We start from the raw sequence: 12,904 nt of genomic DNA, 5'->3' as shown, positions 1-12,904 counted from the left end.
AATAATAGTCATTTTGAGAAGATCTCCAGCAATCGTGGCGCTATCTTGTCCAGTGGGCGAACTTCCACCGCCGCGTGAATGGCTGCGGCCGCCTTCGGCATTCCGTACACCGCACTGCTTTGTTGGTCCTGAGCGATGGTCAGGTAGCCCTGTTGGCGCATGAGTTTAAGCCCCTGCGCGCCATCGCGCCCCATACCGGTCAGCAGAACGCCCACCGCGTCACCACTCCAGTAACTGGCCACACTCTCGAAAAACACATCGATCGAAGGCCGATAGATCTCGTTGACCGGTTCGGCGGTGTAGGCCAGCGTGCCGTTTTTCAGCAAGCGAATATGATGGTTGGTCCCGGCCAGCAGGACCGTGCCGCTTCGTGGCGGTTCACCTTCCTGGGCCAGGCGCACATTCAGGCCACTGGCGCTGGCCAACCATTCGGCCATGCCGGCGGCGAACACCTGATCCACATGCTGGACCAGCACGATGGCCGCCGAAAAATCTCGTGGCAGGCCCTTGAGCAGCACTTCCAGCGCCGCCGGCCCGCCAGCGGATGAACCGATGGCCACCAAATGCTGGCGCGAGGAAGAGTGGCGGTGCGAGCTCGGTGCCGATTGCACCCGATTGCTATGGTCGCCGATCAGCCAGCCAATGTTCATGATCTTGCGCAGCAACGGTGCGGCGGCGTCCTGAGGATTGCCGCCCCCGATAGCCGGGGTATCGACCACGTCCAGCGCGCCGTAGCCCATGGCTTCGAACACCCGGTGCACGTTCTGCTCGCGGTCGACAGTGACAATGACTATCGCGCACGGAGTCTCGGCCATGATTCGCCGGGTCGCTTCCACACCGTCCATCAACGGCATGATCAAATCCATCAGGATCAGATCCGGGGTGTATTCGGCGCAACGTTGCACCGCCTCGGCCCCATTGCCGGCGACCCAGACCACCTCGTGCGCCGGTTCGAACGCCAAAGCGCGGCGCAAAGCCTCTACCGCCATGGGCATGTCATTGACGATAGCGATTTTCATGCCCGCGCGCCTCCAATGAGCTCAACCACTGCATCCAGCAAAGCGTCATCATGAAAACTCGCTTTGGCTAGATAATAGTCGGCTCCGGCGTCCAGTCCACGGCGGCGGTCTTCTTCGCGGTCCTTGTAGGACACCACCATCACCGGCAGGGATTGCAGGCGGTTATCGCGACGCAACAAAGACACCAGCTCGATGCCATCCATGCGCGGCATGTCGATGTCGGTGATCAGCAGATCGAAATCCTCCGAACGCAGGGCGTTCCAGCCATCCATACCGTCCACCGCCACGGCGACGTCATAGCCGCGATTGAGCAGCAATTTGCGCTGCAATTCACGAACGGTCAGCGAGTCATCCACCACCAGAATCCGTTTGCGCGCCACTTCGACGGCCTGATTGGCATGCCGGGCAATGCGCTCCAGACGCCCGGTATTGAGCAGTTTGTCCACCGAACGCAGCATGTCTTCGACGTCGACGATCAGCACTACCGAGCCGTCGTCGAGCAAGGCTCCGGCAGAAATGTCCTGCACCTTGCCCAGGCGCTCGTCCAGCGGCAGCACCACCAGCGTCCGCTCGCCGATAAACCGCTCGACCGCCACCCCGTAAATCGCCTCGCGCTCGCGGATGACCACGACTTTGAGGGTCTGCGCGTTGTTCTGGCTCGCCGGTCGCTGCAACAGCTGACTGGCGGCGACCAGCCCGACATGCCGGCCTTCGTGCCAGAAGTGCTGCCGGCCTTCGACTTGCACGATGTCCTCCGGCGCCAGGTCGCACATGCGCTCGATGTGCGCCAGCGGGAAGGCATACGCCTCGTCACCGACTTCCACCACCAGGCTGCGCACCACCGACAGCGTCAGCGGCACTTCGAGATGGAAACGACTGCCCGCGCCCGCCGTCTGCTCCAGCACCACGGCGCCGCGCAATTGGCGAACCATGTGCTGAACCGCATCCAGCCCGACGCCGCGCCCGGAGACTTCGGTGACCGTGTCGCGCAAGCTGAAACCCGGCAGAAACAGGAACGTCAGCAGCTCCTCTTCGCTCAACTGGGCAGCAGTCTCGGCTGGGGATAGCTGCCGCTCGACGATGTTGCGACGGAGTTTTTCCAGGTCGACGCCATTGCCGTCATCGCTGAGCTCCAACACCAGCAGACCGGCTTGATGGGACGCGCGCAGACGGATCAGGCCTTCCTCCGGTTTACCGGCCAATAGCCGTTGTTCCCGGGTTTCGATGCCGTGATCCACCGCATTGCGCAGTAAGTGCGTCAGCGGCGCTTCGAGTTTCTCCAGTACGTCGCGGTCGACCTGAGTCTTATCGCCCTCGATCTCCAGCCGCACCTGTTTCCCAAGGTCACGGCCGAGATCGCGGACCATGCGCACTTGCCCGCTCAGCACGTCGGCGAATGGCCGCATGCGGCAGGCCAGCGCCGTGTCATACAACACCTGCGCGCGCTGGCTGGCGTGCCAGGCGAATTCATCGAGTTCGGAGTTCTTTTCCGCCAGCAATTGCTGGGACTCTGCCAGTAACCGACGGGCATCGCCCAAGGCTTCCTGGGCTTCGAGGCTCAAGGCATGGTCCTTGAGATGGACGTTAAGGTTTTCCAGCGCCCGCAGGCCGTTGCTCTGCATGCGTTTAAGGCGCTGCATAGTGGCCAGATGCGGCTTGAGCCGCTGGGTTTCCACCAGGGATTTACTCGACAGGTCGAGCAGGCTGTTCAAGCGCTCGGCCGTGACGCGCAATACGCGTTCGCCACTTTCGGTGGTGCGTTTAGCCATGGGCGCTGGCTCGGCGGGTGTTGCCAGGGGAGCTTCGGTGGCGGCCGGCATGGGCGGCTCAACCTTGGGCGTCGGCGGTTCCAGCTGAAGTTCTGCCATCGGCGGCGTCATCGGGGCAGTGGCCGCCATGTGATCAAGCAGCCGTCCCATCAAGACGACATAAGCGTCGATATCCGCAGGCGCCGGAGCGTTGCCCGGCGTCGCAATCCGCATCAGCAGATCGGTGCCTTGCAACAGTGCATCAATGTGTTCGGGCCGCAGGTACAGGCGCCCTTCCTGGGCGCTGACCAGGTAATCTTCCATCACATGGGCGACGCTGACCCCGGCATCGACACCGACAATCCGCGCCGCGCCCTTGAGCGAATGGGCCGCGCGCATGCACGACTCAAGGTAATCGGCCTGGGTCGGATCACGCTCAAGCGCCAAAAGGCCTGCGCTCAGCACCAGGGTCTGGGCCTCGGCTTCGAGGCTGAACAGTTCCAGCAAAGAGGCGTCACGCATTTGCTCGGGGGTCATGTGAGGCTCCGGGTCACGGCGGACAGCAGCTGTTCTTCATCCAGCCAACGCAGGCTGCGACCTTTGAATTGCAAAACGCCACGGGTGTATTTGGCGCTGGCCTGGGTGCCGGACTGAGACGCCGCATCGAGAATGCGCTCGTCGATGGCATGAATCCCGTCCACCTCGTCCACCGGCACCACCACTGGCCCGCCGTGAGCGGCAATGATCAGCATCCGCGGCATCACCCGCGCGCCGGATGCCACGCCACTGGTGGCGTCGAGCCCCAGCAGCTCCACCAGCGAGAGGCACGCCACCAAGGCACCGCGCACATTCGCCACGCCGAGCAACGCCCGGGAGCGCTGATGCGGCAACGAGTGAATCGCCTGCAGCGGCGCCACTTCGACCAGGCTGCGAGTGGCCAGGCCCAGCCATTCTTCGCCGAGGCGAAACATCAGCAGCGAGCGGGTTTTCACATCGCTCTCAGCCGTTGTGGAGACTTGCTGGCGGTCGTCCTGCTGCAACGCATAGCGGTCGAGCAAGCGTGTGGCGGCAGCCGAATACACCGCACAGTTGCGGCAATGAATGTGCTCGCTCAGCAATGGGCAGGACTGGTCGCCGTGGATACCGATACGGTTCCAGCAGTCGTCGATGGCCTGGGCATCTTCATGGGTGACGCTCAAGGTGTCGGCGGCGTTCATCGTTTACGCTCACTGTCAGCGGCGCGCTCGCTGCGGGCGGCGCGGGCCTGCAATCGTCTGGCACCGGCCGTGTCGCCCTGGGACTGCAGCAAAGCGGCCAGATGCATCAATGCGTCGGGGTGTTGCGGTTCGAGGTACAACGCCTTGCGATAAAAACCCTGGGCCTCGAGGGCGCTGCCTGCGATATCGCTGAGCAGCCCCAGCCAATAGAACACCTGCGCCACCGGCTCGTGACTGCGCAAAAAACTTTCGCACGCGGCGCGGGCCTCAGCGCTTTTGCCTTCATTGGCCAGCGCGGCGATGTTCGCCAGCAGCGTGGCGGCGTCCGAAGGGGTAGCCGAAGGGGTGGCGGCGACCTGAGGCATCGGCACCACCGTCGCGAAAGGCCGACTGCGCGCTGGCGGCGGTGTCACGCTGCGCACCGGTTGTTGCACTGGCAGCGGCGTCGGCACGAAGGACACAAGCGGTTCCGGCGCACTTTGACGACTGAAGGCAAACGACTGCGGGATGCCGATCGAGCGCATGCCGAAACGTCCCAGCAGACTGCCCTCCGCCGGGCCGATAAACAGCACGCCGTCGACGTGGGTCAGGCGCTTGAGCACTTCGAACACTTGCTGCTGGGTCGGCTGATCGAAATAGATCAGCAAATTGCGGCAGAACACGAAGTCATAAGGTGGCTCACTGGCCAGCAAGGCCGGATCCAGCAGATTGCCGACCTGCAAACGCACCTGCTCAAGCACGCGCCCGCTAAGACGATAGTTGTCGTTTTCAGCCGTGAAATGCCGCTCGCGAAAGTCGATGTCCTGTCCGCGAAACGAATTCTTGCCATACAGCGCGAGCCTGGCCTTTTCCACCGACAGCGGGCTGACATCCATGCCGTCGACCTTGAACTGGTGCGGCGCCAGCCCGGCATCAAGCAATGCCATGGCGATGGAGTACGGTTCTTCGCCGGTGGAACACGGCAGACTGAGAATCCGCAGGGCGCGCATGTTATTGATCGCCGCCAGCCGCTTGGCCGCCAGTTTCGCCAGCGTGGCGAAGGATTCCGGGTAACGGAAAAACCAGGTCTCGGGGACGATTACCGCTTCGATCAGCGCCTGTTGTTCGTCGCGCGAGCCCAGCAGGGTGTGCCAGTACTCATCGGCCGTCAGCGCCCGCGCGGCCGTGCAGCGCTGGCGCACCGCGCGTTCGATGATCGCCGGGCCGACCGAGCCCACATCGAGGCCGATACGTTCTTTGAGGAAATCGAAAAACCTTTGATCGCTGCTCATCCCTGCTCCTCAAACTGCGCCAGGTCCAACGGCGGCGAGGGAAACAACAAGGCGCGGACCTGTTCGTCCAGCAAATCGGCAACCCGCACCCATTGCAGTAAACCCTGGACATCTTCGCGCACCGGGCCCAGATACGGCGCTTGGCGATTGTCCAGGCCATAGGGCTGAAAGTCCGCCGGATTGCAGCGCAACGTGTCGGTAACCTGCTCCAGAATCAGCCCGAGCAATTGCGCAGGCGTCGCTTCATCCGGACGATAGTGCACCAGCACCAGCCGCGTGCTGGTGCGGGCCTGGGCCGGTTGGCCGAACGTCAGGGCGCTGAGGTCGATCACCGGCACCACCGCGCCGCGATAGGCGAACACCCCGGCCACCCAGTCCGGCGCCCGGGGAATCGGTTTCAACGGCAGTTGCGGCAGCACTTCGGCCACCTCGATGGCCTGCAAGGCGTAACGCTCGTTGCCGATGCGGAACACCAGAAACAACGACTGTTTCACTGGCATCACCGCGCCGCGTTTGACCGCGAGCTCGCTCATCAGACTTTGAATCGCGAGACGCCGCCACGCAGCCCCACGGCCACCTGGCTCAGTTCATCGATGGCGAAACTGGCCTGACGCAGGGACTCGACGGTCTGGCTGCTGGCATCGCCCAACTGCACCAACGCGTGGTTGATCTGCTCGGCGCCGGTGGCTTGGGCCTGCATGCCTTCATTGACCATCAACACCCGTGGTGCCAGCGCCTGAACCTGATGGATGATCTGCGACAGCTGCTCGCCCACCGACTGCACCTCGGACATGCCACGGCGCACTTCTTCTGAAAACTTGTCCATGCCCATGACCCCCGCCGACACCGCCGACTGGATCTCGCGCACCATCTGCTCGATGTCGTAGGTGGCCACCGCGGTTTGGTCCGCCAGACGCCGCACTTCGGTGGCGACCACGGCAAACCCGCGACCATATTCACCGGCCTTCTCGGCTTCGATTGCGGCGTTCAGGGACAACAGGTTGGTCTGGTCGGCAACTTTGACGATGGTCACCACTACCTGATTGATGTTGCCGGCCTTCTCATTGAGGATCGCCAGTTTGGCGTTGACCAGATCGGCCGCGCCCATCACCGAATGCATGGTGTCTTCCATGCGCGCCAGGCCTTGTTGTCCGGAACCGGCCAGCACCGAAGCCTGATCGGCGGCAGTGGAGACTTCGGTCATGGTGCGCACCAGATCCCGCGAGGTGGCGGCAATTTCCCGCGATGTCGCACCGATTTCGGTGGTGGTGGCTGCGGTTTCGGTGGCCGTGGCTTGCTGCTGCTTGGACGTCGCGGCGATTTCCGTGACCGACGTGGTGACCTGCACCGAGGAGCGCTGGGCCTGGGACACCAGCGAGGTGAGCTCGGTCATCATGTCGTTGAAGCCGGTTTCCACTGCGCCGAACTCGTCCTTGCGATCAAGATTCAGGCGGCTACTGAGATCACCGGTGCGCATGATTTCGAGGATATCCACGATGCGATTCATCGGCGCCATGATCGCGCGCATCAGCAGCAGGCCACAGAGGCCGGCGACGATAATCGCCACCAGCAAAGAGACGCCCATGCTGATTTTGGCGGTCGTCACTGCGTCACCAATGGCCAGTGTGGCTTCTTCAGCCAGATCGTGATTATGCTCGATGAGGCTGTTCAACTGCTTGCGCCCATTAACCCAGGCCGGGGTGAGCTTTTGCTCCAGGGCAAGACGCGCTGGTTCGTACTCTTTGCGCTGATAGAGATCGATGACGTTCGTCAGTTCTTGATTGAAAAGCTGATGGTACGCTTCGAATTTGTCGAAAGTAGCCTGATCTTCCGCTGTGAAAATGGTCTTGCGGTAGCTGGCCATCTGCTCGCTCAAGCGCTCTTCGAAGCTCTTGTACATAGCGTGATCGGCGGGTGTTATTTCGCGACGCCCGGAAAGGCCGACAATCTGCTGGGTCAGGTTGTAACTGTCGACCCAGGCACCGCGCATCATCGAACTGAAATACACCCCGGGCACCGCATCGGTGCGGACCCTGTCTGCGCTGGCATCGATCTTCATCAACCGGGAAAAAGACACCACGACCATCAACAGCATGATCGCGATAATCACCGCAAAGCTCGCCAAAATGCGTTGGCGCAACGTCCAGTTCTTCACAGTCAGTCCTCGGTGCGGTTCAAATTGCGGGGGAGTATAGCCGAGGGTGGTGTTTCATTTATCAGATGCTGAGCTCCGCTTCTCATCCTGCCAACAAAAAGCCGGGATTCGGCAGAAACAGACCGTGGATTGGTCATTGGGGGAAAGTTGTCGGGGCTGAGGACGCCATCGCGAGCAGGCTCGCTCCCACAGTAGATCCGCAGTGAACACGCAGCCTGTGCGCGACAGTAATCAACATGTGGGAGCGAGCCTGCTCGCGAAATCGGTCTAAAAACCTATACCGAAGCCTGACGCACCTGTTTCTCCAGCTCCGCCTTCAACCCCGGCTCCAGCTTCAACTGCCGCGCCAGCTCATCGAGGTAGGACTTCTCCATGAAGTTCTCCTCATCCACCAGCATCACACTGGCGATGTACATTTCAGCCGCCATTTCCGGGGTGCTGGCGGCGCGGGCGACGTCGGTCGGGTCCAGAGGTTTGTTGAGTTCGGCGTGCAGCCAGTGTTGCAGCTCCTGATCATTGTCGAGCTTGGTGAACTCGCCTTCGATCAATTGACGTTCACGCTCATCGACATGACCGTCAGCCTTGGCCGCGGCGACCAACGCCTTGAGGATCGCCTGGCTGTGTTGCTCAACCTGGGCCGCCGGCAAGCGGTCGATAGTTTGCGGCTCGGTTGTGGCTGCGGTGCCCTGCTGGGCCTGCCAGTTGCCATAGGCCTTGTAGGCAATCACGCCCAATGCGGCGAGGCCGCCGTAGATCGCCACTTTGCCGCCGACCTTGCGCACCTTCTTGTTGCCGAGCAACAGGCCCATGGCGCCAGCCGCCAGAGCACCGCCGCCGGCGCCGGATAGCACACTGCCGAGGCCGCCCGAACCACTGGAGCCTCCGAGCAAACCGCCCAAACCACCGCTGGATGCTTTGTTCTGGGTACCGCCGGCCTTGTTCTGCAACAGGTCCTGACCGGATTTGAGTAGTTGATCGAGCAATCCACGAGTGTTCATTTTGCTGCCTCCACGAATTCGGGTTAACCGGATCATTAAGGCCACCAGCCTAGATCGAAAGTGCCCGACATCTCTCGATGAGAGTGCTTCCGGATGTTGCTCAATTGTCAGGCAAACCGGCGGAAACACATCCACGCAATCTATTTCATCGAATGCAGCCTTGAAGATTTGTCGACCGTAGAACCGCGCACTAGGCTGGATAAATTCAAAGACACCCCGGCCTCAGTCAGCCTTCCACAAAGCGCACTACGCTAATAACAAGCCGTTCATGACGTACCACCCCGTTCAACACTGCCCCGACCATAATTTAAAGAAGAGGGTTCACCCATGCTTGTGCACAAGACCGCACTGCTCAGTGCAATCACCACAGCACTGCTGGCCAGCACCAGCCTGCAGGCCGCCGAACCGCTGAAAGCCGTTGGCGCCGGCGAAGGTCAGCTGGATATCGTCGCCTGGCCTGGTTATATCGAACGGGGCGAAACCGACAAGGCTTACGACTGGGTCAGCGCTTTCGAGAAGGAAACCGGCTGCAAGGTCAACGTCAAGACCGCCGGCACGTCCGATGAAATGGTCAGCCTGATGGCCAAGGGCGGTTACGACCTGGTGACGGCGTCCGGCGACGCCTCCCTGCGCCTGATCGCCGGCAAACGTGTGCAGCCGATCAACACCGCACTGATTCCCAACTGGAAAAATCTCGATCCGCGCCTGAAGGATGCACCGTGGTATGTGGTCGACAAGCAGACCTACGGCGCCCCCTATCAATGGGGCCCGAACGTGCTGATGTACAACACCAACGTATTCAAGCAACCGCCAACCAGCTGGAGCGTGATATTCGACGCGCAGAACCTGCCGGATGGCAAACCCAACAAAGGCCGGGTGCAAGCCTACGACGGCCCGATCTACATCGCCGACGCGGCGCTGTACCTCAAGACCGCCAAGCCAGAGCTGGGTATCCAGAACCCCTACGAGCTGACCGAAGCGCAGTACAAGGCTGTGCTCGATCTACTGCGCGCACAGCAAAAGCTGATCCATCGTTACTGGCACGACACCACCGTGCAAATGAGTGACTTCAAGAACGAAGGCGTGGTGGCGTCCAGTTCCTGGCCCTATCAGGTCAATGGCCTGATGAACGAGAAACAGCCCGTCGCGTCGACCATCCCGAAAGAAGGCGCCACCGGGTGGGCTGACACCACCATGTTGCACGCTGAGGCCAAGCACCCGAACTGCGCTTACAAGTGGATGGACTGGTCGCTCACGCCGAAGGTCCAGGGTGATGTAGCGGCGTGGTTCGGTTCGTTGCCGGCGGTTCCGGCGGCGTGCACAGGCAGCGAATTGTTGGGCGCCGAAGGTTGCAAGACCAACGGTTTCGACCAGTTCGACAAGATCGCCTTCTGGAAAACCCCGCAGGCAGAGGGCGGCAAATTTGTGCCTTATAGCCGCTGGACCCAGGATTACATTGCGATTATGGGCGGTCGTTAAGCCCTCTTCGCGAGCAGGCTCGCTCCCACATTTGATCGCGTTCCCCTGTGGGAGCGAGCCTGCTCGCGATACTTTTAAAGATTCAGATTCTTGGAGCTCCGCACCATGACGCTTGCAGTCCAGTTCTCCAACGTTTCCCGTCAGTTCGGCGAAGTGAAGGCCGTTGACCGGGTTTCTATCGATATCCAGGACGGCGAGTTCTTTTCCCTGCTGGGCCCTTCCGGCTCGGGCAAAACCACCTGCTTGCGCCTGATCGCTGGTTTCGAACAACCGAGCACTGGCTCCATCCGTATTCATGGCGCCGAAGCCGCCGGGCTGCCGCCGTATCAGCGCGACGTGAACACCGTGTTCCAGGATTACGCGCTGTTCCCGCACATGAACGTACTCGACAACGTCGCCTACGGTTTGAAAGTCAAAGGCGTCGGCAAGTCTGAACGCCAAAAACGCGCCGAAGAAGCCCTCGACATGGTCGCTCTCGGCGGCTACGGCGAGCGCAAACCGGTGCAACTCTCCGGCGGCCAACGTCAGCGCGTAGCCCTGGCCCGCGCGTTGGTCAATCGCCCTCGCGTGTTGCTGCTCGACGAACCTCTGGGCGCCCTCGATCTGAAACTGCGCGAGCAAATGCAAGGCGAGCTGAAGAAGCTGCAACGCCAGCTCGGCATTACCTTTATCTTCGTCACCCACGATCAGACTGAAGCGCTGTCGATGTCCGACCGCGTGGCGGTGTTCAATAAGGGCCGCATCGAACAGGTCGACACGCCGCGCCATCTCTACATGAAACCGGCGACCACCTTTGTCGCCGAATTCGTCGGCACTTCCAATGTGATTCGCGGCGATCTGGCCCGGCAGTTGAGCGGAAATCCACAGCCGTTTTCGATCCGCCCGGAACACGTGCGTTTCGCCGAAGGCCCGCTGGCCAGCCATGAAATCGAAGTCAGCGGCCTGCTGCATGACATCCAGTACCAGGGCAGCGCCACCCGCTATGAACTGAAACTGGAAAACGGCCAGACCTTGAACATCAGCCAGGCCAACGTCCAGTGGCTGGACGTCAGCAAGCAACATCAGACCGGGCAACGCATCAGCGCTCGTTGGGCGCGCGAAGCGATGATCCCGCTGCACGACAATGTTGTGGGCGGGGCCTGAGATGAACAGCGTGACCGTTCCTCAAACCCCGGCCAGCGGCTCGCCGTTGCGCCGGTTTTCCAACCTGCTGTACCGGCGGCCGAATCTTTATTTGTCGCTGCTGCTGGTGCCGCCGTTGCTCTGGTTTGGGGCGATCTACCTCGGCTCGCTGTTGACGTTGTTGTGGCAAGGCTTCTACACCTTCGATGACTTCACCATGGCGGTCACGCCCGACCTGACCCTGGCGAATTTTACCGCACTGTTCCAGCCGTCGAACTTCGACATCATCCTGCGCACTCTGAGCATGGCGATTGTCGTGTCGTTCGCCAGTGCAATCGTGGCGTTCCCGATTGCCTACTACATGGCGCGCTACACCAGCGGCAAGACCAAGGCGTTTTTCTACATCGCGGTGATGATGCCAATGTGGGCCAGTTACATCGTCAAGGCCTACGCCTGGACCTTGCTGCTGGCTAAGGGCGGCGTGGCCCAGTGGTTCGTTCAGCACTTGGGGTTGGAGCCGGTGTTGCAACTCGTGCTCGGGATTCCGGGCGTCGGCGGCAGCACCTTGTCGACCTCGCATCTGGGGCGGTTCATGGTGTTCGTCTACATTTGGCTGCCGTTCATGATCTTGCCGATTCAGGCGTCACTGGAACGCCTGCCGCCGTCGTTGCTTCAAGCCTCGGCGGACCTCGGCGCCAAGCCGCGTCAGACCTTCATGCAAGTGATTCTGCCGCTGTCGATTCCGGGCATCGCGGCCGGTTCGATCTTCACGTTTTCACTGACCCTGGGCGACTTCATCGTGCCGCAATTGGTGGGCCCGCCGGGCTACTTCATCGGCAGCATGGTCTACGCCCAGCAAGGAGCGATCGGCAATATGCCGATGGCGGCGGCCTTCACGCTGGTGCCGATCGTACTGATCGCCATTTACCTGTCCATCGTCAAACGTCTGGGGGCTTTCGATGCGCTCTGATGCTTCATCTCAAGACCGGGCATCCCTAGGCCTGCGCATCGCCGCCTGGGGCGGGTTGATGTTCTTGCACTTCCCGATCCTGATCATCTTCCTCTACGCCTTCAACACCGAAGACGCAGCGTTCAGCTTTCCGCCCAAAGGCTTCACCCTGAAGTGGATCGGCGTGGCGTTCTCCCGGCCGGACGTGCTGGAAGCGATCAAGTTGTCGTTGCAAATCGCCGCCATCGCGACGCTGATTGCGATGGTCCTCGGCACTCTTGCGTCGGCGGCGTTGTACCGGCGGGATTTCTTCGGCAAGCAAGGCATCTCGCTGATGCTGATCCTGCCGATTGCCCTGCCCGGGATCATCACCGGGATCGCGCTGCTGGCGACCTTCAAGACCTTGGGGATTGAGCCGGGGATGTTTACCATCATCGTCGGTCACGCGACCTTCTGCGTGGTGATCGTCTACAACAACGTCATCGCCCGCTTGCGCCGAACGTCATACAGTTTGATCGAAGCCTCGATGGACCTCGGCGCCGACGGTTGGCAGACCTTCCGCTACATCGTCCTGCCAAACCTTGGCTCGGCGTTGCTGGCCGGCGGCATGCTGGCGTTTGCGCTGTCGTTCGACGAAATCATCGTAACCACGTTCACCGCCGGCCACGAACGCACCCTACCATTGTGGCTGCTCAATCAGCTCAGCCGCCCACGGGACGTGCCGGTGACCAACGTCGTCGCAATGCTGGTAATGATGGTGACCATGCTGCCGATCCTCGGCGCTTATTACCTGACCCGAGGTGGGGAGAGCGTTGCGGGCAGTGGCGGGAAATAACGGACAACGACTAACCCTCTGTTGGAACGGAGATCTAATGTGGGAGCGGGCTTGCTCGCGAAGGCGGTGGGTCAGCCAACATCAATGTTGAATGTGATGGCCTCTTCGCGA

The 12,904-nt window shown here is 61.3% G+C and carries 11 protein-coding genes; 4 read left to right on the top strand and 7 right to left on the bottom strand.

Features of this window, described 5'->3' with window-relative positions; translation table 11 throughout:
* Nucleotides 1-8: 8 nt before the first annotated feature.
* The 7 genes from cheB to AB7M29_RS08595 form a co-directional block, all read right to left on the bottom strand.
* A complete protein-coding gene (gene cheB / locus AB7M29_RS08625) occupies nucleotides 9-1,019 on the bottom strand; it encodes a chemotaxis-specific protein-glutamate methyltransferase CheB (protein WP_454246712.1) in 1,011 nt (336 codons plus the stop codon).
* The gene (locus AB7M29_RS08620) at nucleotides 1,016-3,304 is read right to left on the bottom strand and encodes a response regulator (RefSeq protein WP_454246711.1); all 2,289 of its coding nucleotides are present in this window, start codon (nucleotides 3,302-3,304) and stop codon (nucleotides 1,016-1,018) included. Before AB7M29_RS08620 ends, cheB begins: the two co-directional genes overlap by 4 nt.
* Nucleotides 3,301-3,984, bottom strand: a complete 684-nt coding sequence (locus tag AB7M29_RS08615; RefSeq protein WP_454246710.1) for a chemotaxis protein CheW — start codon at nucleotides 3,982-3,984, stop codon at nucleotides 3,301-3,303. Before AB7M29_RS08615 ends, AB7M29_RS08620 begins: the two co-directional genes overlap by 4 nt.
* Nucleotides 3,981-5,255, bottom strand: a complete 1,275-nt coding sequence (locus tag AB7M29_RS08610) for a CheR family methyltransferase (protein ID WP_454246709.1) — start codon at nucleotides 5,253-5,255, stop codon at nucleotides 3,981-3,983. Before AB7M29_RS08610 ends, AB7M29_RS08615 begins: the two co-directional genes overlap by 4 nt.
* Nucleotides 5,252-5,788 (bottom strand): chemotaxis protein CheW, encoded by a 537-nt coding sequence (locus tag AB7M29_RS08605; protein WP_052967462.1) that lies wholly within the window; start codon nucleotides 5,786-5,788, stop codon nucleotides 5,252-5,254. The genes AB7M29_RS08610 and AB7M29_RS08605 overlap by 4 nt, the downstream gene beginning before the upstream one ends.
* Nucleotides 5,788-7,410 carry a methyl-accepting chemotaxis protein gene (locus tag AB7M29_RS08600; RefSeq protein WP_038979108.1) on the bottom strand — a complete coding sequence of 541 codons (1,623 nt, stop codon included), beginning with the start codon at nucleotides 7,408-7,410 and terminating at the stop codon, nucleotides 5,788-5,790. The genes AB7M29_RS08605 and AB7M29_RS08600 overlap by 1 nt, the downstream gene beginning before the upstream one ends.
* Before the next feature lie 275 nt (nucleotides 7,411-7,685).
* Nucleotides 7,686-8,408 carry a tellurite resistance TerB family protein gene (locus tag AB7M29_RS08595; RefSeq protein WP_123719887.1) on the bottom strand — a complete coding sequence of 241 codons (723 nt, stop codon included), beginning with the start codon at nucleotides 8,406-8,408 and terminating at the stop codon, nucleotides 7,686-7,688.
* A gap of 327 nt (nucleotides 8,409-8,735) precedes the next feature.
* On the opposite strand from AB7M29_RS08595, the gene ydcS reads away from it, so the two are divergent.
* The 4 genes from ydcS to AB7M29_RS08575 all read left to right on the top strand — a co-directional run bounded on the left by ydcS (nucleotide 8,736) and on the right by AB7M29_RS08575 (nucleotide 12,793).
* Entirely contained in the window at nucleotides 8,736-9,887 is a 1,152-nt protein-coding gene (gene ydcS / locus AB7M29_RS08590; protein ID WP_454246708.1) for a putative ABC transporter substrate-binding protein YdcS, read from the top strand.
* Nucleotides 9,888-9,992: 105 nt separating this feature from the next.
* Nucleotides 9,993-11,030, top strand: a complete 1,038-nt coding sequence (locus AB7M29_RS08585) for an ABC transporter ATP-binding protein (RefSeq protein WP_454246707.1) — start codon at nucleotides 9,993-9,995, stop codon at nucleotides 11,028-11,030.
* Nucleotide 11,031: 1 nt separating this feature from the next.
* Nucleotides 11,032-11,979 carry an ABC transporter permease gene (locus tag AB7M29_RS08580; RefSeq protein WP_454246706.1) on the top strand — a complete coding sequence of 316 codons (948 nt, stop codon included), beginning with the start codon at nucleotides 11,032-11,034 and terminating at the stop codon, nucleotides 11,977-11,979.
* Nucleotides 11,969-12,793 carry an ABC transporter permease gene (locus AB7M29_RS08575; RefSeq protein WP_217856773.1) on the top strand — a complete coding sequence of 275 codons (825 nt, stop codon included), beginning with the start codon at nucleotides 11,969-11,971 and terminating at the stop codon, nucleotides 12,791-12,793. Before AB7M29_RS08580 ends, AB7M29_RS08575 begins: the two co-directional genes overlap by 11 nt.
* Nucleotides 12,794-12,904 lie beyond the last annotated feature (111 nt).

The organism is Pseudomonas sp. F-14 TE3623 (assembly GCF_053629015.1).
This window is presented reverse-complemented; position numbering and strand designations above follow the sequence as displayed.

What these genes read in the sequence shown, in the direction of transcription:
- cheB (WP_454246712.1), bottom strand. Translation starts at nt 1,019, where the DNA reads ATGAAAATCGCTATCGTCAATGACATGCCCATGGCGGTAGAGGCTTTG.
- AB7M29_RS08620 (WP_454246711.1), bottom strand. Translation starts at nt 3,304, where the DNA reads ATGACCCCCGAGCAAATGCGTGACGCCTCTTTGCTGGAACTGTTCAGC.
- AB7M29_RS08615 (WP_454246710.1), bottom strand. Translation starts at nt 3,984, where the DNA reads ATGAACGCCGCCGACACCTTGAGCGTCACCCATGAAGATGCCCAGGCC.
- AB7M29_RS08610 (WP_454246709.1), bottom strand. Translation starts at nt 5,255, where the DNA reads ATGAGCAGCGATCAAAGGTTTTTCGATTTCCTCAAAGAACGTATCGGC.
- AB7M29_RS08605 (WP_052967462.1), bottom strand. Translation starts at nt 5,788, where the DNA reads ATGAGCGAGCTCGCGGTCAAACGCGGCGCGGTGATGCCAGTGAAACAG.
- AB7M29_RS08595 (WP_123719887.1), bottom strand. Translation starts at nt 8,408, where the DNA reads ATGAACACTCGTGGATTGCTCGATCAACTACTCAAATCCGGTCAGGAC.
- ydcS (WP_454246708.1), top strand. Translation starts at nt 8,736, where the DNA reads ATGCTTGTGCACAAGACCGCACTGCTCAGTGCAATCACCACAGCACTG.
- AB7M29_RS08585 (WP_454246707.1), top strand. Translation starts at nt 9,993, where the DNA reads ATGACGCTTGCAGTCCAGTTCTCCAACGTTTCCCGTCAGTTCGGCGAA.
- AB7M29_RS08580 (WP_454246706.1), top strand. Translation starts at nt 11,032, where the DNA reads ATGAACAGCGTGACCGTTCCTCAAACCCCGGCCAGCGGCTCGCCGTTG.
- AB7M29_RS08575 (WP_217856773.1), top strand. Translation starts at nt 11,969, where the DNA reads ATGCGCTCTGATGCTTCATCTCAAGACCGGGCATCCCTAGGCCTGCGC.